The organism is Rhodococcus sp. MALMAid1271 (assembly GCF_049195265.1).
Taxonomy (GTDB): Bacteria; Actinomycetota; Actinomycetes; order Mycobacteriales; family Mycobacteriaceae; genus Rhodococcoides.
In genome coordinates this window covers 53,800-74,034 of sequence record NZ_JBMIRQ010000059.1, presented here as the reverse complement: position 1 = coordinate 74,034, position 20,235 = coordinate 53,800, and the positions used below count along the sequence as shown (strand labels likewise).

The 20,235-nt window shown below is 64.7% G+C and carries 14 protein-coding genes; 5 read left to right on the top strand and 9 right to left on the bottom strand.

Features of this window, described 5'->3' with window-relative positions:
• Nucleotides 1-160 precede the first annotated feature (160 nt).
• The 4 genes from ACOQFP_RS08025 to ACOQFP_RS08010 form a co-directional block, all read right to left on the bottom strand.
• A complete protein-coding gene (locus tag ACOQFP_RS08025; RefSeq protein WP_421583983.1) occupies nucleotides 161-1,123 on the bottom strand; it encodes a hypothetical protein in 963 nt (320 codons plus the stop codon).
• Nucleotides 1,124-1,468: 345 nt separating this feature from the next.
• Nucleotides 1,469-4,786 carry an arabinosyltransferase domain-containing protein gene (locus ACOQFP_RS08020; RefSeq protein WP_421583982.1) on the bottom strand — a complete coding sequence of 1,106 codons (3,318 nt, stop codon included), beginning with the start codon at nucleotides 4,784-4,786 and terminating at the stop codon, nucleotides 1,469-1,471.
• A 75-nt stretch (nucleotides 4,787-4,861) separates the two neighbouring features.
• Entirely contained in the window at nucleotides 4,862-8,065 is a 3,204-nt protein-coding gene (locus ACOQFP_RS08015) for an arabinosyltransferase domain-containing protein (protein WP_421583981.1), read from the bottom strand.
• Nucleotide 8,066: 1 nt separating this feature from the next.
• Nucleotides 8,067-9,836 carry a glycosyl transferase gene (locus ACOQFP_RS08010; protein ID WP_421583980.1) on the bottom strand — a complete coding sequence of 590 codons (1,770 nt, stop codon included), beginning with the start codon at nucleotides 9,834-9,836 and terminating at the stop codon, nucleotides 8,067-8,069.
• Between the two features lie 211 nt (nucleotides 9,837-10,047).
• Between ACOQFP_RS08010 and ACOQFP_RS08005 the strand changes: the two genes are divergently transcribed.
• Nucleotides 10,048-10,854 carry a helix-turn-helix domain-containing protein gene (locus ACOQFP_RS08005; protein WP_421583979.1) on the top strand — a complete coding sequence of 269 codons (807 nt, stop codon included), beginning with the start codon at nucleotides 10,048-10,050 and terminating at the stop codon, nucleotides 10,852-10,854.
• 34 nt (nucleotides 10,855-10,888) lie between these two features.
• Nucleotides 10,889-12,301: an amidase family protein gene (locus tag ACOQFP_RS08000; protein WP_421583978.1), complete on the top strand. Its 1,413-nt coding sequence runs from the start codon at nucleotides 10,889-10,891 to the stop codon at nucleotides 12,299-12,301.
• A 40-nt stretch (nucleotides 12,302-12,341) separates the two neighbouring features.
• Here ACOQFP_RS08000 and ACOQFP_RS07995 read toward each other — a convergent pair whose 3' ends face one another.
• Genes ACOQFP_RS07995 through ACOQFP_RS07985 form a run of 3 tightly spaced genes read right to left on the bottom strand, consistent with a single transcriptional unit; the run spans nucleotide 12,342 to nucleotide 16,448 of the window.
• Nucleotides 12,342-14,231, bottom strand: coding sequence for a galactan 5-O-arabinofuranosyltransferase (locus tag ACOQFP_RS07995; RefSeq protein ID WP_421583977.1), 1,890 nt, complete (start codon nucleotides 14,229-14,231; stop codon nucleotides 12,342-12,344).
• A gap of 4 nt (nucleotides 14,232-14,235) precedes the next feature.
• The gene (locus tag ACOQFP_RS07990; RefSeq protein WP_206491192.1) at nucleotides 14,236-15,000 is read right to left on the bottom strand and encodes a decaprenylphospho-beta-D-erythro-pentofuranosid-2-ulose 2-reductase; all 765 of its coding nucleotides are present in this window, start codon (nucleotides 14,998-15,000) and stop codon (nucleotides 14,236-14,238) included.
• Nucleotides 14,997-16,448 carry an FAD-binding oxidoreductase gene (locus ACOQFP_RS07985; protein ID WP_241257138.1) on the bottom strand — a complete coding sequence of 484 codons (1,452 nt, stop codon included), beginning with the start codon at nucleotides 16,446-16,448 and terminating at the stop codon, nucleotides 14,997-14,999. The genes ACOQFP_RS07990 and ACOQFP_RS07985 overlap by 4 nt, the downstream gene beginning before the upstream one ends.
• Nucleotides 16,449-16,495: 47 nt before the next feature.
• Here ACOQFP_RS07985 and ACOQFP_RS07980 point away from each other — a divergent pair, with 47 nt between their 5' ends.
• Complete coding sequence (locus tag ACOQFP_RS07980) at nucleotides 16,496-17,014, top strand: GtrA family protein (RefSeq protein ID WP_421583976.1); 519 nt, start codon at nucleotides 16,496-16,498, stop codon at nucleotides 17,012-17,014.
• A gap of 44 nt (nucleotides 17,015-17,058) precedes the next feature.
• Here the strand turns inward: ACOQFP_RS07980 and ACOQFP_RS07975 are convergent, their stop codons facing one another.
• Nucleotides 17,059-17,637: a dTDP-4-dehydrorhamnose 3,5-epimerase family protein gene (locus ACOQFP_RS07975; RefSeq protein ID WP_421583975.1), complete on the bottom strand. Its 579-nt coding sequence runs from the start codon at nucleotides 17,635-17,637 to the stop codon at nucleotides 17,059-17,061.
• A complete protein-coding gene (gene rfbA / locus ACOQFP_RS07970) occupies nucleotides 17,634-18,506 on the bottom strand; it encodes a glucose-1-phosphate thymidylyltransferase RfbA (protein WP_421583974.1) in 873 nt (290 codons plus the stop codon). The genes ACOQFP_RS07975 and rfbA overlap by 4 nt, the downstream gene beginning before the upstream one ends.
• Nucleotides 18,507-18,636: 130 nt before the next feature.
• Between rfbA and ACOQFP_RS07965 the strand changes: the two genes are divergently transcribed.
• Complete coding sequence (locus ACOQFP_RS07965) at nucleotides 18,637-19,167, top strand: maleylpyruvate isomerase N-terminal domain-containing protein (protein ID WP_421583973.1); 531 nt, start codon at nucleotides 18,637-18,639, stop codon at nucleotides 19,165-19,167.
• Between the two features lie 51 nt (nucleotides 19,168-19,218).
• The gene (gene rfbB, locus ACOQFP_RS07960) at nucleotides 19,219-20,223 is read left to right on the top strand and encodes a dTDP-glucose 4,6-dehydratase (protein ID WP_421583972.1); all 1,005 of its coding nucleotides are present in this window, start codon (nucleotides 19,219-19,221) and stop codon (nucleotides 20,221-20,223) included.
• Nucleotides 20,224-20,235: the final 12 nt, after the last annotated feature.

Sequence of the window (20,235 nt, the reverse complement as noted above, 5' to 3'; positions counted from 1 at the left end):
AGCAGCCGAGACGGCACCCACACCATCCTCGAACAACGCTACCGCCGCGACCCGCTGATCCTCGGTAAGTGAACTTCGTGCACGCATACAAAACTCCCCGGTAGTCGGAACTGAATTACTCAGTCCAACTTCCGGGGAGCGGTGCAGTCCGATGGTCCATTCACCCAGTCGATTCGCGCGGAACCATCACCACATCCGGCCGAGGTCTGGCGAGAGCGTGTTGGTAGTTCATCCGTAAGTCGTTGAGCACCTGTGTAGGCCGATCGCGGATATCTTGCGGTGAATGGGAAACGACGATCAGTCCGTGGGCCTGCATTCGGTTGCGTCGTGCTTGTGTCCGCTGGTAGTCGGCCGGTGACAGATGGTGGGTCACGGAATCGACTTCACGTGCCAGTGCCACGTCGTCGATCCACCCGTCGGTGTTGGCGATGAACTCTCCGCTCCGGGTGTAGATGTCGCAGTTGTGTGTCATCGCAGGCAGCCCGCTGGTTCGGTACAGTCGTTGGTCTTCGAGTTCTGCCACCGAGTGCGCGTCGTCCCGCAACTCGCGGAGTACTCGGCGGGTGAGCGCGCTGTAGCGACGCGGGCCTTCGGCCAGTTCGATGGCAACGTGATCGATGGTCACGCCGCCCCGCTGGAGCACCTCGGTCAACAGGGCGACGCATCGTGCCTCTGATTTCGCGGCGCGTGTGGCGTCGACCAGTGAACGCACCAGAGGAGCAACTCGGATGCTGCCCTTGGTTATCGGCTTGGGAAGCCGCCACGTTCGCTCTGCTCGGACAAATGACACCGATGCCCGACGCATCTCCGCGGGCAGCAGCAAATGAACCTCCCCGGCGGATCCGTTGGTCCCGTATCCGAACGAATCGAGTCCGACGCAGCCGGTGATCATGCTCGTCGGTCCGCCGTACGCGAGCGCTGCGGCCGACCGCTCGAGTGTCGACGGATGACCGTTGCGCAGCAGCACGACACCCGGCAGCAATCGCTGCCACGGACCGCCGGGCGCGCACCTGCCATCGATCGCTGCGTCACTCACGCCCGCCTCGCGAAGTTGCCGGCGCGTCACGACGCCGGTCGAGCTCAGGTCGAACAATGAATCTGCGTTCCACAGTCGTCTCTTCATGCCCGAAGAGTGGAATTCGGCACCGACACGTTCGTCGCGTTGGGGCGCGGTCGCAGGCTGTCTGTGGATGAACGACCACTCTGTGGACGGGACGGCTGTCGCCAGCCTCAGGGTGGACGACGCTGTCGGACTCGGATGCTAAGGGCCCGCCGATGGAGTCCGCGTGCTCGGCCCCCGGACAGGTGAATGAACCATTGACGCGCTCAGACGTATGCAGCGGTCCATTGACCCACTCCAGGCCGAAACGTGGATGGACCCTTGCACGGTCGAGACGTGTGCAAGGGTCCATTGACGCGGAGCGGAGCGGAGCGGGCGGGCGAGGGGGCGACGCGGAGGAGGGCGAGCCTAGTTCTCGAATACTCGCAATTGTCCGTCTTCGTACCAACCCGATCGGGTGACGTCAGCGGTCTTCACGTCGGCCGGAACTGCGTCGGGGTAGTACTGCTCGTAGCGTTCGAGTGATCCCCAGTCTCTGCCCCAGTCGTTGTCCAGGTAGGTGGGGATGGCCACGGGCTTGGCGAGCAGTTCGGACCAGCCCAGCGGGCCGCCGTTCTCGCCGGATTGCCATGTGTCGGTGGAGCTGACGGCCAGTGGACGGTCCGGGAGGATGCGGTATCCGGGTACCTCGGCGATGCCGTATCGGTGATCGAAGGGTCGCTGGCAGGGGAACTGCAGTCCGACGGCCCAGTCGAGCAGGACGGGTTGTTCGCTGCCGATCAGGGTGTTGAGGCTTTCCAGCACGGGTACTCGCGGCGGCGTGAAGGCGAGCCACTGGTCGCCGGTGAGGTTCGGATCGTTGGCGACGATGCGGACGGCATCGGCGTCGGGTGAGATGTCCGACAACGGGATTCGGAGGTTGCGCCACGAGGGTGCAGGTCCGATATCGCGGGGTAGGTAGGTGCCCTCGGACTGGACGGTGCCGTCGGGCTGACGTTTTCCGTATTCGAGTAGTAGCGACTGGCCGTAGGTGAGGGCGCCGGTGTCGTCGTAGGACCAGATGCGTCCGGCCGCCGAGAAGACGACCAGGGGTGCGTCGTCGCTACGGGCAGGGAGCCCATACCAACTGGAGGTGGCTGTTGCCGGCTCCTGGACGCCTTCCTGGTACGAGCCGAGTACCGGTGTGGTCGCTGGGTCGAGTCCGAAGGGCAGGGCTGCAGTGGAGCCGTTGACGCCCACGGCACCGGTACCGCCTGCGGTGCCCGAGCTCTGGCCCTCTTCGAAAGCGGGTCCGACGGACTGTTGGTCGGTGTTGCCTTGTCCTGGTTTGACTTCCACGGCGTCGGCGCTCAGGTCGCTGGGAACGCCGTTGGCGGTGAAGTTGCGCAGGGTAGAACTCGATCCGCCGAGGGGGCCTGCGACGGAGTCGAAGTCGCCGGGCAGTGGACTGAGCATGTCGGCGTTGGGGTTCGATTCGACGAGGACATCGTTGGCGAGTCCGCACGAATCGCCGAAGAGCGACTGCACATTCGAGCGTGCGAGTGAGTAGGCAGGGTACTGGGATACGGCTCCCTTGACGAGGGAGAGGACCTCGAACAGCACCATGATTCCGGCGATGACGGTCAGCGGTGCCGCAGCGAATGTGCGGATCCGTCGACCGCGCGTCGACGACGGTTTCGGTTGTGGCGGAGCGTATCCCTCACGCAGATACTGGAATGCTGCCACTGCCAGGACCAGTCCGAACAGGATGAGGAACAGGGTGCCCGATTGATGGCCGTTCAGAGACACGGTCTTGTCGAACCACGGTACGCCGTAGCTCGAGACGTACCAGTAGCCGTTGATGCCCGAGAACGACAGCGCCAGAACGAACATCAGGCCCGCTGCGAACAGTGAGCGGTTGCGCCGCGAGCGCAGGGCGGTCGCCGAGACTGCGACGGCTGTGAGTGCGGCCAGTCCACCGGCGATACCGGCGTAGGAGCCGAAGTGATGCGTCCACTTGGTGGGGTTGAACATCATGAAGAAGATGGTGCCCAGGACGACACCGATCAGACGCCAGGCCGGCCCGTTCGCGATCCCGGGGATACGTCGGCGACGAAGTAGCACGAACAGCGTCGTGAACAGGCACAGGATCATCGTCAGGAACGCGAAGCGGCGCGCGACGGACCCGTCGACGGTCTGGACGAAGAGGTAGTAGTAGCGCAGGAAGTCTTGGTACCAGGCCTCGTTGGGGCCGATGATGGTGCGTACTCGGGTGGACTCGATGACCGTCGCGTAGGTCTGGTCTGCGAACACCACGACGAGGACGAGCACACCTGCCGCGGCCAGCGGTGCCAGCAGCGCGAGGGTGCCCACCTGGCGGTGGCGTCGGACGACGATGCGTGCGATGGGGCGTGCGCCGGCGAGAAGTGCGGCCACGCACATCAATCCGGTGGGTGCGGCCGCGAGGGTGAAGGCTCCGATGAGACATGCGGCGGCCGCGGGGAGCAGTCGGCCGGTGGCGATCGAGCGCTCCACCGAGCACCAGGTGAGCAGTGCGCCGAGGGCGACGATCGGTTCGGGACGCAGCCCGTTGTTGTAGGGCAGCCAGAACGCGAGGAACACCAGGCCGCCGGTCCACAGGGCAACGTTGGACTTGCGGACGGCGCGGCCGAGACGCGGCACGACCTCGCGGCTGATCACCATCCAGCACAGGACGCCGGCGATGAGAGCGGGCAGGCGCATCCACGGGCTGGCGGTCGAGATCTTGGCGAACACGGCGAGCACGTCGTAGTACCAGCCGAACGGTGCCTCGGGTACACCGAACCAGCGGAAGTAGTTGGCCATGTAACCGGAGTGGTCTGCGGCGCGGGCCATCGTGAGCAGATAGCCGTCGTCGGAGGTGTTGGCACCGACGAAGTGCCATCCGACCAGTACGCCGAGGACGGTGACGTCGACACCGGTGAACTTCCACCAGTGCGAGGGGAAGAACCGGCGGTGGGCGCGGCGGTCGGTGCCGTCGAGTCGTCCGAGCGCGGCGATGGCCAACAGGGTGCAGGCGATCGCGAGGATCATGATCATCGATTTGAGCAGCGTCGGCGTCGACGAGAAGCGGGAGTCGACGTCGATGGTGACCGACATGTCGGCCGGGGCCGCGCCGCTGAGGTCGCTGAAGATCCCGACGACCTGGGGACGCAGATCGCCGTCGAGCCTGCCGTCGATGGGGCGGCCGTCGTCGCCGGTCAGGCCGGTGAAGGCTGCGGAGGTGAATTGGTCGTTCGAGGTGATCTCGATGGACGCGCAGCGGGTGCTCTCGACGTCTGCGCGCGGTGCCGACGCGACGACGACGTTGCGGTCGAGTACGTCGACGTTCTGTTCGCCGACGCGAACGAACATACTGTTCAGTGCGGCGCCTTCACCCTGCGGAGGCGCGGTCGCCAGCAGTAGCCCGCCCGACGCGGGCAGTGCTGCGACTGCAGAGCACGGCAGGGTGGCGCTCAGGCTCAGGGGTGCCTGGGAGACCAGCGGGGCGTCCACGTCCTCCACAAGGCCGTTCTGCGGCCATGCGATGGTGGCGGTGGTCTGGGTGACGGGCGCGAACGGAGTGATCAGCGCGAACAGCACGCCGAGCACTCCGGCCACCATTGCGATCAGCCGGGGGATTCGTACCTGAGCACGAAGTTCGTCCGAGGCTCGCAGTGGAGCGGGGACCGGGGGGCCAGCTGATGAATCTGTCGCGACGTCGGGCACGAGAGACGATGTTATGCGAGCGTCACGAAGAGGTCACACAGGCATCGTCCCCGTAACCGTTCCAAAAACAGGTAATCAGTCGGTTTTCATGGGTCCTTCGCTGGCCAATCCGGACCGAGACTGCTGCTCGACGGTGATGTCGGCCGGCCGTGCGGACGGGTCGAGTGGCGTGTATCTCTCGATCGAACCCCAGTCGCGGGCGTAGTCGTCGGCGAGGTACGACGGCAGGGTCTGCGCCTCGAGGAGCAGTTCGGTCCAGCCGAGCGGGCCGCCACCGAACGAGTCCTGCCACGCGTTGGTGGATTCTGCACCGGTGCGGTCGGGCAGGATGCGGTACTTCGGTACTTCTGCGACGCCGTCGAGGTGATCGAACGGGCGCTGGCAGGGAAACGCCAGCCCGACGGCCCAGTCGAGCAACACCGGATCGCTCGATCCGACGAGTGAGTTCAACGTCTGCGTCTTCGGCACGCGCGGCGGGGTGACGGCGAGCCACTGGTCACCGGACAGGTCGTTGTCCTCGGCGACGATGCGGACGACGTCGGCATCGGTCGGCAGATCGCTCATCGGGACCCGCAGGTTCCGCCACGACGGAGACGGCCCGATATCGAGCGGGGTGACGCGGCCGAGTGTGAGCACGTCGTCACCGTCGCGGCGTCCGTATTCCAGTTCGACGCGTTGGCCCGGGGTGACGACGCCGTCCTTGTCCACCGATCGGATGCGGCCGGCGGCGGCGATGGCGATGAGGTCGCCGTCCTCGGGCAGTGCGTACCAGCCGGAGGTCAACGATGCAGGCTCGGTGGCACCGAAGCTGCCCAGCACGGGGGTGGTGGCGGGATCGAGTCCGAACGGCAGAGCGACTGTGCTGCCGTTGATTCCGACGTTCTCGCTGGTGCCGCCCGAGGTGCCCGCGGAGTTGGACGAGGTGTTCGATGCGCTCTGTTCGGAGTCTGCGGGGCGGATGGAGTTGGCGCTGCCCTGGGCGGTGTCCTCGGAGTCTGCGGTGAGGTCTCGGGCGACGCCGTCGGGGGTGAAGCCGGTGTTTCCGCCTGCTCCGAGTGCGTCGGCACCGGGGTCGATCGGTTGCAGTACCGAGCCGTTGACATCGGTTTCCACCTGCACGTCACCGGCGAGTCCGCAGGAGTTGCCCACGAGCGCCGAGAAGTTCGAGCGGGCGATCGAGTACGCGGGATATTGCGCTACTGCACCTTTGACGAAGGACAGCACTTCGAAGGCGACGACACCGCCGGCGACGATGGTCAGTGCGGACGGGGCAAAGCGTCGACTCGTGGCGGGTTCGTCTCTGCGGTAGGGCATTCGGACATGTTGATAGGCGGCGTAGAGCAATGTCAGCACTGTCAGGCCGAGCAGGATCGTCGAAAAGCCTTTTCCGGCAATGGATGGGGGCTTGTCGAACCACGGAATGCCGTAGCTCGACACGTACCACCAGCCGTTGGAGCTGGTGAACGCCACGGCCGTCATGAACAGTACGGCGGCGGTCAACAGAGTTCTGTTGCGCGGGGATCGCACGGTGGCGGCGGTCACGGCCACTGCGGCCAGTGCGGCGAGCGACGCTGCGAGGCCGGCGTACACCCCGAAGTGATGGGTCCACTTCGTCGGTGTGAACATCATCAAAGCCAGTGCGCCGAGGATGATTCCGAGAATGCGACGCGATGGCCCGGTGGCCGTGCCGGGGATGCGTCCGTTCTTGCGCAGCATCACCGCGATGCACACGACGATGCACAGCAGCATTGCGAACATGCCGAATCGTCGGGCGAGCGAGCCGTCGGGCGAGATGGTCATCAGGGCGTCCCAGCGCACGCGTTCCTCGAACCACGGCACGTTCGGTCCGATGACCGAGCGCACCCGTGTCGCCTCGAGCACACTGCTGAGAGTCTGGTCGGCGAAGATCGCGATCAGCACCGCCAGTCCCGACGCGATCAGCGGTGCGAGAACTGCGGCCAGACCGACCGCCCGCGCTCGCTTGATCACGATCATCAGAATCGGCCGCAGTCCTGCGAGCAACGCGGCGACGGCGATCAGCCCGGTCGGCCCGGCGGCGAGGGAGAACGCAGCGATCAGGGTGCCGACCGCAGCGGGCAACAGGCGTCCGGTGGCGATCGCGCGTTCGATCGAGCACCACGTCAGCAGTGCACCGAGTGCGATGACCGGTTCGGGGCGAAGGCCGTTGTCGTAGGGCAGCCAGAACGCGAGGAACACCAGCCCTGCGGTCCAGAGCGCGACCCGGTTGGTCAGTACTGCGCGGCCGAGGCGGGGGATCACCTCACGGCTGATGACGAGCCAGCACAGCAGTGCCGCGATGGTGGCGGGCAGACGCATCCAGATGCTGGCGGTGCTGATCTTGGCCAGGGCGGCGAGCATGTCGTAGTACGGCATGCCGAACGGCGCTTCCGGGACGCCGAACCAGCGGAAGTAGTTGGCCATGTAGCCGGCGTGTTCGGAGACGCGGGCCATGTTGAGCAGGTAGCCGTCGTCGGAGGTGTTCGCGCCGATGAAGTGCCACAGCACCAGTACGCCTACCACGACGGCGTCGACGCCCGTGATCGATTTCCAGCGCGAGGGCAGGAAGCGGCGGTGGCGTCGACCGTCCAGGCCATCGATTCGATGCAGGGCGAACAGAGACGCGAGGACGGCGAGCGCCCCGAGGACCATGGCCAGCAGCTTGAACGCCGTCGGAGTCGAGGAATAGCGGGAATCGATGTCGACGCGCACGCTCAGGCCGTCCACCGGGGCAGTGAGATCGGTGAAGATGCCGACGACCTGGGGCCGGATGTCTGCGTCGACGGTGTTCTCGGCACCGTCGAGGTCGACGACCGTCCGAGTGGCGTTGGAGGAGATGGTCAACGCGCAGCCATCGCTCAGGTCGCCGACCGGGGCCTCGCCGAGAACACGGTCGCGCAGCAGCACCTGCAGCCGGCCGTCGTCCACCCGCACGATCAGCGCCTTCTGTTCGGACTTCGCAGCCTCTGTCGGTGCTGTGGAGACCACCGTGCCGTCCCCGTCGAGCTCGGAGACGGCGTTGCACGGAATGCTCGCCTCGATATCGAGCGGCGAGTAGCTGACCAGTGGGGCGTCGACGCTGCCGAAGGTGCTCTGCGGCCACGACAGGGTGGCGAGGTCCTGTTGGACCGGCAGCAGTGGAGTGGCGATGGCCAGGACTGCGCCGAGGATTCCGGTGACGATCGCGATCAACCGGATCTTCCCGTGATCCCTTCCATGCGCAGCGGCGTGTGGATCAGGGGAGGCAGGCACGCGGGCCATGCTATTGGACGAGCGTCCGCACATCCCACACCCATACGCCCCCGGTGTAGACAGGCTCGAGGCCGAGCAGTGTGCTGACGGTGGTGCGCAGCACCACGGTCCGATTGCTGGTGGGGAGGACTACGACGTCTGCCTCCCAGAACCGCAGATCGTCGAGTGCCTGCGCGCGTTGCTCGTCCGTGATCTCCGGGACGGTGCCATCGTTGTAGACCGAGCCCAACAGCAGTGCCGTTGGCCGGTCGACGGCACCGTATTTGGCCACTTTGTTTTCTTTGTCGCTCGGCCCGACGAAGTATCCGGCGGCGAGCTTGAAGTCCATGCCTGCGTCCATCTGCCAGCGCAGTGGGCGAGCGTCCTCGGGCCGCGGGAGTGGCACGGTGACCACGGAGCCGCCGTCGACGTAGTTCTTCCAGTCGCCGTCGGAGAAGAACTGGGGGGTCGGAGATTTGTCGACCGCGACCAACGGCGTCGGGATCAGGGGAACGAGTGCGAGGGCGAGTCCGGCGATCCAGAACGCGGGCAGTGGACGGAGTCCGTTGCGGAACGTCCGATCGGTGGCCAGCACGAGCAGCAGTGCCAGGGCGGGTACCGCGCCCAATGCGAAGCGGGTCTCGAGGACGGACTCGACGAGGGGGTAGTCGGCGAGTTCGGCCCAGGGCAACGTGATGCCGGTGTCGTTCGTCCCGATGACCAGTGTCGACCCCAGCGAGAGCACGCTCATGACGACGGCTGTGGCGGCGGCGGCGCGGGCGCAGGCGACGCGCCACATCCATACGGCTGCGATCAGGCACAGCACCAGCAGTGGCCAGCCGAAGTAGGCGTTCTCCTCGGTGGCGTTGATGCGGACGTCCTGCCCGGGTGAGGTGACGCCACCGATGGATTGCGTCGGGAATTGGACGAGGGCTTTCGCGTCGTTGCCCATGGGGCCGTGTTCGAGGAACGAGTACGACTGCGGGCCGAAGAACTGCCACCACAGCGGAAATGCCACGAGCGTCAGCGCGATACCGGCGGACACCGCGAGCCGGGGTGCGGTGTTGCGAACGGCCGGCCACAGCGAACGCGGCCGGGACAGGTAATAGACGACGGTGAAGATGGCGAACGACATCGCGAAGATCAGCAGCGGTTCTTCGCCGAGCAGAATCTGCAGCGCGACGATCAACCCGAGTCCGACGGTGTTCTTGGTGGTCCCGCCGCCGCGTGCGATGCGGGTGACCAGCATCACGATGACCGGAAGCAGGAACAGCACCACGAAGTTGGGGTGGCCGTTGGCGTGCGATATCGCTCCGGGCGCAAAGCCGCACAATGCGCCGCCCATGGCCGCGGCACCCTTGGATGCGTTGAGCTGACGGGAGAACAGCCAGTACCAGGCGAATGCGGTACCGGCCAGGCCCGCGGTGAGGGCGATGGCCCAGGTGACGGTCGGTCCGAAGAGCAGAGTGATGGGGGCCAGCGGGATCGAAATTCCGAACATCGCCGTGTTCGCCATCAGATTCACCCCGAGCGGGTAATTCTGCAGGTCGCTCCACAGCGGATTGTCCAGATGCGCGACGGCGTGGGCAGCTACGGAGAAGAACCATTCCCACATCGTCTGGTCCTGGCCACTGTTGTAGAGGTAGCCGCCGCTCAGATTGCGCCATTGACCCTGCAGGACGTACACGGCGGCGATCAGAAATCCGACGGCCGCCACGACGTCACCACGCCCGACGCCCGAGTGACGCGAGGGTGCCGTGGTCGGCTGCCGCTCGAGAACGCTCTGGTCGTGGGTGGTCATCGCGTCGAGGTTACAGAAGGATCACGGTGGGTGAAAACGTCTAGGACTCGAGTCACACCGGCAGATCTGGAGTTTTGCCTGCTGATCGCGTTCTGCCCGAGAGGGCACGCGGTCGGTCGTTCGCCGGTGCCGACAGCGTCGCCGAAAGAGTGGCTGGTGATCGAGCCCGTGGATAGGCTGTGGTAGCGAGGCGAGGTACCTGTGGCCTGGGATGCGCGTTCGCGGACCGGCGTTGACCAATTGTTTTCACTGGACGGAAAGTGTTGACATGCACTTCGATCGGGTTCAAGGTGCGTTGTTCGGCGATATTGCCGAGGCTTTGCAGGCGCAGTTGCCGTCCGGTGAGTTGCGGGATCGGGTGGGGACGGCGCTGATGGATTTACTCGGTGCCGAGTACTTTGCATCCTATGTCTGGGATTACGCTGTGGGAGCTTATGATTCGGGCGTGTCCAAAGGGATGGACCCAGCGAATCTGCTGCGCTACGAGCAGTACTATCAGTTCCACGACCCGCTGACTCCGGCGATGGCTCGATACCAGCAGCATGCGAAGGATGTCCACGAGGTTCTACCACGTAGAGAACTGATCAACACCGAGTTCTACAACGACTTCCTCGCCGTGGACGGGCTGTACTACGGCCTCAATTTTTTCGGCTATGCCGGTGGGAAGCAGGTTGGTGACCTGCGGATCTGGCGTACCAAGAGCCGCGGTCCGTTCGGTCGCACCGAACGGGCATTGCTGGAAATCATCGGAAAGTCGTTGTGCACCCAACTGTCGGTACGGCCCGAATCCACAGCTGAACTGCCTGCGGTGATCGGTACGGTTCTGACTCCGCGCGAACGTCAGATCACTGTCGCAGTTCTCCGGGGCCTCGACGATGCCGAAATCTCCGAACAGTTCGGCATCTCCTACGCCACGGTGCGGACCCACCTTTCCCACGTCTTCGGCAAGCTCCACGTGTCTTCGCGGATGGGTCTGATCGCAGCTGTTCGGAAGGCAGAAAATCAACAAATTCGCTGATGCGGGCAAGGACGCTGCGCGCCACACTGCCTGTATGACTCTCAATCAACTGCCTGGCATCGTCGACGGTGGCCCAGGCTCTGTTCGTCGGATCGCGGACGACGTTCGGGCAGGCCGGACAACAGCTACCTCTCACGCCGAACGGTTTCTGTCGGTGGCCGAGGCGTCAGCAGATCTGAACTGCCTGATCACAGTTGATTCGGATGCGGTGCTCGCGGCCGCCGATCGGATCGATCGGCTGGAGGTGGGCACGCGCCCTGAGCTGTCGGGAGTGCCGTATGTCGCCAAGGACATCATCGACACTGCCGGAGTCCGCACCACTGGTGGTACCTCGGCGTTGCGCAATCACATACCGATCAGCGACGCCCCCGTGATCGAGGCTCTGAACGCGGGTGGCGCCATCATGGCCGGAAAGGCCAACCTGCACGAACTGTCCTTCGGAATCACCTCGAACAACGGCGTTTTCGGCCCGGTGCGCAATCCACACGATCAGTCGAAGATCGCCGGCGGCAGCAGCGGGGGCAGTGCCGCCGCCGTCGCAGCAGGACTGGTGCCCTGTGCTCTGGCAGCCGATACCGGGGGCTCGTCGCGACTGCCTGCGGCCCTGTGCGGTGTAGTCGGCTACCGTCCGACCCTCGGCCGTTACTCTGCTGCGGGTCTGGTGCCCATCTCCTGGACGCGGGACACAGTCGGCGTGATCGCACAAACAGTGAACGACGTACGGGCAGTGGATTCCGTACTCGCACACCGCCCGATCGCACATGATTCCAATCCGGCCGGCGACCTCCGGGACGTACGTATCGGACGACCAGCACACATCTGCGTCCAAGATCTCGACCCCGACGTGTTCCTCACCTACACAGCAACATTGGATGCGCTGAGCGCTGCAGGCGCTACCGTCGTCGAACTGGATCTGGCGGCGGAGTTCGAGACGGCAAACCGGATCGGACTACCAATCGCACTGTACGAATTTCCCATCGCAGTGGCGCGCTACCTCGCAGATTCCGGGGATCCCATCGACATGGAGAGCCTGGGCGCAGGCATCGGAAGTCCCGACGTGCGTGCAGTGTGGTCAGCGGTGTGGGACAACCCGGTCGATCGGACCGACTACGACGCTGTGCTGGACGAGTTGAAGCAGATCAAACTCAGTTACGCCGCCAAGCTCACTGACGCTGATGTCACGGCACTCTGTTTCCCCACGTCGCCGGTCGTGGCCCGGCCCATTGGACACGACAACACGGTGGAGCTGAACGGCGAGCACGTCGCGCCCTTCCCCCTGTATACGACCTATGCGAACTTGGCAGGAGTGTTGGGTACACCGGGAATCTCACTGCCTGCAGGCACGTCCGAGGCCGGGCTGCCGATCGGAATCGAATTCGACGGACTCGTCGGCGACGACGCGCGGCTTCTGTCTCTGACCGATCGGTTCGCGCAGGTGCTCGAATAGCTCTGCAAACATGCGTTACCGGGCGCGCTGGCCCAGCCCGTCACCCCGTGCGCACCACCAGCGCGAACGGCCCGATATCGGTGACGGTGAAGCGCGGATCCTCGAACAGTGACTCGTCGAAGGTGACGGTGTAGCGCCGCACGTTCGGGTCGTTGGGGTAGACGTCCTCGGCCAGGCGCAGGGTGTAGCCATCGGCACCGCGGCGGAACAGGAATGCGTCCGGCGCGCGCCACCGACTGTTGTCCAGTGCATCGATCAGCTGGTCGGGGGTCTCGAGCTCGGTCCACTGCTCGATGGCCTCTGCTCGCTGATCGAACTGGGCCAACGGATTGGCGTAGTGCGAGGTCAGTCCTTGGAATCCGAAATACGGGTAGTAGCTCAGGAACGAGGTGTCGGCGGTCAGGACGACGGTCTCGTCGCGCGGCCGACCGGTCTGCTCGGTCAGGGCGTCGTCCACCTCCTGGTAGTAGGAGACCGCGCTCGGCGGGCGCATATCGGCGCGGACGCCGTCGCCGTCGGTATCGGAATACGCGACGGTGATCTCGGTCTGCAGCACCTGCGGAATGTTCTGCGCGAACGCCATCGCGCCGATGGTCGCCACGACCACGGCCGCGATCCGGAACTTGGGTGGCTCGTTGATCGCCTGGTAGATCGCGTACGCGCCTTCGAGGAATCCGAAAACTCCTGCACTGCCCAGTAATACGATCAGCACCGCTTCCAGACGGAACGACAGCAGGGTGGTTCCTGCCGCGGTGGCAGCCATGGACAGCAGCGTCCACAGGTAGACCGAGACGACGCCGACACCGAGTGCTCGAGCGCGGCGTGAGGACGAGAAGCGCACCGCGACCCAGATCGTTCCGACGAGGCAGACCATGCCGAGCAGGGAGAACTCGAACATCGGGAAGGGGAGTGTCGCACCGGCTTCGGGCAGGTAGTGCAGGGCGGTGCCCGACGTGGACGGCGCGCCGCGCAGGAAATCGATCAGGTACGGCAACCACACCGTGGCGGCGATGACGCCGGAGATGGCAGCGATCGCAGCGACCTTGATTGCGACGGGAACCACCGCCCGCCAGGTCTTCCGCTGGCGATAGGCGAGCACTGCGGCGAACAAGGCCATGAGCACCACGGTGAACGCGGCCAGACCGAGGTAGAGGGTGTAGAACGTCGCGGCAAGGCCGAGGAATAGCCCGGTGCCGACCACCGCGCCCCACCCGCCCGATGCGGTGCGGTGCAGCGCACCCCAGGCGAGAATCAGTGCCGGGGCGAACAGCAGCACGATGACGGCGCTGTAGGCCTCGGGGGAGGCGTAGGCGACCACCAGGGCGGTGGTCACAGCACTGACGGCGACGGCCCAGTCGCTACGAATCAGGGCCTTCCACAATACGAATGCAACCACCGATGTGACGGCGAGAAGTCCGATTGCGTACGGCTTGAACACTTCCCAGCCGTCCATGCCCAACACGTTGCCGACACGGCCACCCAGCCAGAACCAACCAGCCGGGTAGAAAGGCGGGATATCGACGTACGTCATATCGCGCAGTGCCGCGGAATCGGTCAGTCGCGTCAGGTATTCGGTACGAAACTCCTGATCGACGGAGATGCCGAAAAGATAGAGCTTGGTTGCCGCCAAGGGCATCCCGAGAGTGACGGTGACGAAACCGGACAGTCCGATCCACGCGGACAGTCGAGCGATCCACGGCCACTTGTGTATTCGGTACAGATAGATCGACGTGGCGAACAGTGCCGCCGCGACCACCTGCCCGAGCGTCGTCAGCGCCCGCGTGACATTGGAGGAGTTGAACGCCGGCCACTGCACGAGTGAGAAGGCGTACAACCCGACCGTCGCCACCACGACTGCGACGATGATTCCGGCAACTGTTTCTCCGACGGCAGCAGCAGTTCTGCGCACCGGCGCAACCCCGACACTCATGCAGTTAGATGGGCAGCTTGCGGAAGATCGGCCGCGGAACGTGCCGCAGCACCATCATCACCAGACGCCACGGTGCCGGAGTCCAGATCAGCGGCGTGCCCTTCCGCGACGCGTTCACCGCGAGCTTCGCGATGACCTCTTTGTCGACCGTCATCGGGGCCTCCTTGACGTGCGCGCTGAACTTGGTGCGCACCATGCCTGGGCGAACGACTGTGACCCGAGGTCCGAACTCGCGCAATGCTTCTCCGAGCCCGAGGTAGAACCCGTCGAGTCCGGCCTTGGTGGAGCCGTAGACGAAGTTGGAACGGCGGACCCGCTCGCCTGCCACCGAGGACATGACGATGATGCGCCCGTAGGCCTGCGCCTTCATCTTCTCGCCCAGCAGTACGCCGACCGAGACGGAGGCGGTGTAGTTGATGTTCGCGGCGAGGACGGCCTTGCGCTGGTCCTGCCAGAGCTGCTCGGCATCGAAGTCGACGGCGAACGCAACGATCGCGACGTCGACGTCACCGTTGGCCCAGGCTGCGTCGATCACCTTCGGGTGCGAGGCCGTGTCGAGCGCGTCGAAGTCGATGACCTCGACGGACTTGGCACCCTTGGCGGTCAGCTGGGCGACGGAGGCCTCCCTCAGCGGATCATTCGGAAGCGCGGCGAGGATGACACGTGCCGGAGAGCTCGACAGGTACTCCTCGGTGATCGCGAGACCGATCTCGCTGGTGCCACCCAGAACCAGAATCGTCTGGGGGTTACCGACGGCATCTATCGTCACAGCAGTTCCAACCTTCTTGCCATATCGGAGGCGAAAACGCCTGTGGGGTCAACGGATCGACGGACCTTGATCCATTCGTCGATTCTCGGATACATCGAGTGGAACGTTTCGGCGTCGGTGCGCGAGTCTTTCGCGGTGTAGAGACGGCCACCGAATTCGAGCACCCGCTTGTCGAGTTCGCGGACGAACTCGTTCAGGCCCGGCTTGATCGGGAAGTCGACGCAGATGTTCCAGCCCGGGATCGGGAAGCTCAGTGGCGCTTTGTTTCCGGGCCCGAAAAGTTTGAACACGTTGAGGAACGAGTAGTGGCCCGACCTCTGGATGTCGACGATGATCTTCTTGAACTCATCGACAGCCTCCGGCGGCACAACGAATTGGTACTGCAGGAATCCCTTGGAGCCATACGCGCGGTTCCACTCGCTGAACATGTCGAGAGGGTGGTAGAACGCCGTGAGGTTCTGCACCTTGTTGCGGTAGTTACCCGACTTGCGATACCAGACTTCGCCGACCGCAGAGAACGTGTACTTGTTCGCGAGACCGTTCGGGAAAATGTCCGGGAACGTCACGAGTGGCTTCGCGTTGAAGCGCAGCGGATCCTTCTGCAGCTTCTCCGGGAGCTGGTCGAGGCGAGCCAACGATCCGCGCGACACGGCCGCTCGGCCGAGCTTGGGCGGCGGCGCGACCGCATCGAACCAGGCACTCGAGTAGTCGTAGTTGTTCTCGCTGCCATCGCTGTGCAGGGCGATGGTTTCGTCGAGGGTGCTGGTGACGTCACCGTCGGCGATGAAGTACGCCGTTTCCGTCGGCGTCATCTCGATGGTCGCGCGCAGGATGATGCCGGTCAGGCCGTTGCCGCCGACCGTCGCCCAGAAGAGCTTGGCGTTCTTGCCCGAGGGCGTCAGGCGGCGAATCTGACCGTCTGCGGTGAGCAGCTCCATCGAGCGCACATGGTTTCCGAAGCTGCCTGCGCTGTGATGGTTCTTACCGTGGATGTCCGTGCCGATGGCCCCGCCGATGGTGACCTGGCGGGTACCCGGCAGCACCGGTACCCACAGGCCGAACGGCAGCGCGGCACGCATCAGCTGATCGAGACTCACGCCGCCGTCGACATCGACGATGCGCGTCGACGCGTCGATGCTGTGAATGCCGTTCAGAGCATTCATGTCGATGACGAGGCCGCCGGAGTTCTGCGCATTGTCACCGTACGAACGGCCAAGTCCGCGGGCGATGACGCCGCGTCGCAGGTAGGCCGGCTTGGAGTCGTTCTGCTCGGCGACCTGCTTGACCGCGCTGGCGATGAGCTCGGGGTCGGAGGTCGAGAGCACCTCTCCGGTGGAGGGCGCAGTTCGGCCCCAACCGGTGAGTGTGCGGGTCTGCGTGGGTAGCGGCGCAGTGTTCCCGGCCTGTGGTTCCAGGGGGAAGAGTGCGTCGTCGGCTGTCGTGGACATCGCTCAAGAGGGTACCCGCATCGGTGCAGCGGCTAGTGTCAGTCCTCGTGTCCACTCCCGACCGCTCCGCAGAAGAAGGCTCGACGGGCGACGACTGGTCGCCCGAGGACGAAGAGCTGCAGCATCACGTCCCGCTACCCGTCGAGCTGCCGCTGACCGAGAACATCGCCGACGCGTCCCTCGATCTCAAGACGCAGGTGCTGCGTTTCCTGGCGACGGGTGTGCTGTCGGCGATCGTCGACCAAGGCGTCAACCTGATCCTGCACTTCGTGTTCGGCGTCGGCGTGACGCTCGCGAAGGCCATCGGCTTCGTCCTCGGTACCACCACTGCCTATTTGATCAACCGGCGTTGGACATTCAATGCTGCCCCGTCTCGGGCCAGGTTCTTCGCGGTCGTGGCACTGTACGCAGTCACGTTCGCGGTCCAGGTGGGCATCTATACCGGGCTCTACCAGGTGCTTCCTGATGGCTTCTGGTACGCCAACGTTGCCTTCGTCGTGGCACAGGGCACGGCGACGGTCATCAACTTCGTGGTTCAGCGCCTGGTGATCTTCAAGATTCGCTAGCTCCCGTCGTGCGCCTTTTGCGTACCCAGAGGTACGCAAAAGGCTCACGACGGGAGGGCGCCGTTGTCTCGGGCTTGGGCGAGGGTGGGGGCGGCTTTGTCCTTGTCGGACAGTTCGTAGGTCAGGGGGCTGCCGTCGCGTGCGGTGGTGGGCCAGTCGATGGCCAGGGCGGGGTCGAGTGGGTTGATGTCGCGGTCGAGGGCCGGGGTGTATTCGAGGCTGCACAGGTACATGACGGTGGAGTTGTCTTCGAGCGAGAGGATGGCGTGGCCGAGTCCTTCGGAGAGGAACACCGCTTTGCGGTCGATGTCGTCGATCAGCACGCTGTCCCATTGCCCGAACGTCGGGGATCCCACGCGTAGGTCGACGATCACATCGAGGAACGCTCCGCGGGCGCAGGTGACGTATTTGGCTTGCCCGGGCGGGTTGGTGGTGAAGTGGATCCCGCGCAGGACGCCGGCGGCGGAGACCGAGCAGTTCGCCTGCTTCAACTCGAGCGCTCGGCCGGTCTGCTCTTCGAAGGCGGAGGCTTTGAACCATTCGAAGAACACCCCGCGGTCGTCGCCGAACTGGCGTGGGGTGTATTCGTAGGCACCGGCGATGTTCAGTTCTCGGAAGGTCATCGGTTCCCTCGGGCGATCAGGTCCAGCAGGTAGCGGCCGTACCCGGACTTGACGAGCGTTTCCGCGCGCACGCGCAGTTCGTCGTCGGAGATGAACCCGCGTCGCCACGCGACTTCTTCGGGTGATCCGATTTTCAGGCCTTGGCGTTGTTCGATGGTGCGCACGTAGTTGGAGGCGTCGAGCAGGGAGTCGAAGGTGCCGGTGTCGAGCCAGGCCGTGCCGCGGGGCAGTACTTCGACGTGCAGGCGTCCGGCGTCGAGGTAGTGCCGGTTGACGTCGGTGATCTCGTACTCACCACGGGCGGACGGCTCGAGGTCGCGGGCGATGGCGATGACGTCGTTGTCGTAGAAGTACAGGCCGGGGACGGCGTAGTTCGATTTCGGGACAGTCGGCTTTTCTTCCAACGAGATTGCTCGACGGTCGTCGTCGAATTCGATGACGCCGTAGGCGGTGGGGTCGGAGACTTCGTAGGCGAAGACGGCTCCGCCGTCGATGGTCTCGAAGCGGGACAGTTGGGTGCCCAGTCCGGGGCCGTAGAAGATGTTGTCGCCCAACACCAGTGCAGCGGAATCGGTGCCGATGTGCTCGGCTCCCAGCACGAACGCCTGCGCGAGACCGTTCGGCTCGTGCTGGACCTTGTAGGTCAGCTCGATGCCGAACTGGGAGCCGTCACCGAGCAGACGCGTGAACTGCTCGGCGTCCTGCGGGGTGGTGATGATCAGGATCTCGCGGATCCCGGCCAGGATGAGCGTCGAGAGGGGGTAGTAGATCATCGGTTTGTCGTAGACCGGCACCAGCTGCTTGCTGACACCCATCGTGATCGGATGAAGCCGCGAACCCGTACCGCCCGCCAGAATGATTCCCCGCATGACCGCGAAGTCTTCCAGACCCTGACACCGCCCGCTCGGTTGTACCTGCGTGATTTGCGCGGCGTGACGGGAGTAGGAGTTCTAGGCTCGCTGCATACTCCGCGCCCCACAGAAATCGAGGACAACGATCGTGACGAGCCGCACTCACATCGATACTGGTATCAGCCAGGTCACCACGCTCCTCGCCTCTGCCACCGGTGATGCTCGCGCGGCGGCGACGCCGTGCGACGAGTGGACCGTAGCCGGCCTGACGGACCACCTGGTGCACACGGCGGGGCAGTTGGTGACGATGGCCCGCGGCGAGGAGATCGACTGGTCTACCACTCCGCAATCGGTCGACGACCCGATGCCGCTGTGGACCGAGAGGACCGATGAGCTGCTGGCGGTGATAGATGGCGGATCGCCGCTTCCGCTCGGCATGGTCGCTGCCGAGCTGTCGGTACATGCGTGGGATCTCGCCACCGCGCTCGGACGCGACACCGATGATTTCGATCAGGCTGTGGCGGAGGAGGGGATGGCGTTCATGTCCGCCAACTTGACCGACGAGCGACGGGTTGGTGCCTTCTATCCGGAGCAACCCGCACCGGTCGGGGCCAATGCGTACGAGCGCCTTGCGGCCTTCGCGGGACGCACTGTCGAGCGGTCCAATCCGAGTCCGTAGGGAAACTGCGCGACCAGCCGCGTCGAGCTTCCCCCGGTAAAGTGCCTGTTCATGAGAATTCTCGTCACGGGTGGGGCCGGGTTCATCGGCGCGAACTTCGTTCACCAGACCCTCGCGCAGCGCCCCGACGCCCAGGTGACCGTGCTCGACAAACTCACCTATGCCGGCAACAAGGCCTCCCTCGACCCGGTGGCCGAGCGCATCGAGTTCGTGCACGGCGATATCGCCGACGCAGATCTCGTCGACCGACTCGTACGCGAGACCGATCTGGTGGTTCACTTCGCCGCCGAATCCCACAACGACAACTCGCTTTCCGACCCGTGGCCGTTTGTGCACACCAACGTCATCGGCACCACCACCTTGCTCAACGCGGTCCGCGAACACGACGTGCGCTACCACCACATCTCCACCGACGAGGTCTACGGCGATCTCGAACTCGACGACCCGGCCAGATTCACCGAATCGACCCCGTACAACCCGTCGAGCCCGTACTCCTCCACCAAAGCCTCCAGCGATCTGCTGGTGCGTGCGTGGACCCGATCGTTCGGAGTGCGCTCCACCATCTCCAACTGCTCCAACAACTACGGCCCGTACCAACACGTGGAGAAGTTCATCCCGCGTCAGATCACCAACATCCTCAGCGGCTCCCGGCCCAAGCTCTACGGCGCTGGCCAGAACGTACGCGACTGGATTCACGTCGATGATCACAACAGTGCCGTCTGGGCCATCATCGAGCGCGGCCGCATCGGCGAGACCTACCTCATCGGAGCCGACGGCGAAGCGAACAACCGGACCGTCCTCGAAGCGATCCTCGAAGAAACCGGAAATGCACCCGACGCCTTCGACTTCGTCACCGACCGCCCCGGCCACGATCTGCGCTACGCCATCGACTCGACCAAGCTTCGCACCGAATTGGGTTGGACGCCAACCTATGTCGACTTCCGCGCTGGATTGAAAGCGACCGTCGACTGGTACCGCGACAACGAGCAGTGGTGGCGACCGCAGAAGGATGTCACCGAAAAAGTCTATGCGGCCAAGGAGTCCGTTCTGCCCTGAAACAAGAACCGC

What these genes read in the sequence shown, in the direction of transcription:
- ACOQFP_RS08025 (WP_421583983.1), bottom strand. Translation starts at nt 1,123, where the DNA reads ATGAAGAGACGACTGTGGAACGCAGATTCATTGTTCGACCTGAGCTCG.
- ACOQFP_RS08015 (WP_421583981.1), bottom strand. Translation starts at nt 8,065, where the DNA reads ATGGCCCGCGTGCCTGCCTCCCCTGATCCACACGCCGCTGCGCATGGA.
- ACOQFP_RS08010 (WP_421583980.1), bottom strand. Translation starts at nt 9,836, where the DNA reads ATGACCACCCACGACCAGAGCGTTCTCGAGCGGCAGCCGACCACGGCA.
- ACOQFP_RS08005 (WP_421583979.1), top strand. Translation starts at nt 10,048, where the DNA reads ATGCGCGTTCGCGGACCGGCGTTGACCAATTGTTTTCACTGGACGGAA.
- ACOQFP_RS08000 (WP_421583978.1), top strand. Translation starts at nt 10,889, where the DNA reads ATGACTCTCAATCAACTGCCTGGCATCGTCGACGGTGGCCCAGGCTCT.
- ACOQFP_RS07995 (WP_421583977.1), bottom strand. Translation starts at nt 14,231, where the DNA reads ATGAGTGTCGGGGTTGCGCCGGTGCGCAGAACTGCTGCTGCCGTCGGA.
- ACOQFP_RS07985 (WP_241257138.1), bottom strand. Translation starts at nt 16,448, where the DNA reads ATGTCCACGACAGCCGACGACGCACTCTTCCCCCTGGAACCACAGGCC.
- ACOQFP_RS07975 (WP_421583975.1), bottom strand. Translation starts at nt 17,637, where the DNA reads ATGACCTTCCGAGAACTGAACATCGCCGGTGCCTACGAATACACCCCA.
- rfbA (WP_421583974.1), bottom strand. Translation starts at nt 18,506, where the DNA reads ATGCGGGGAATCATTCTGGCGGGCGGTACGGGTTCGCGGCTTCATCCG.
- rfbB (WP_421583972.1), top strand. Translation starts at nt 19,219, where the DNA reads ATGAGAATTCTCGTCACGGGTGGGGCCGGGTTCATCGGCGCGAACTTC.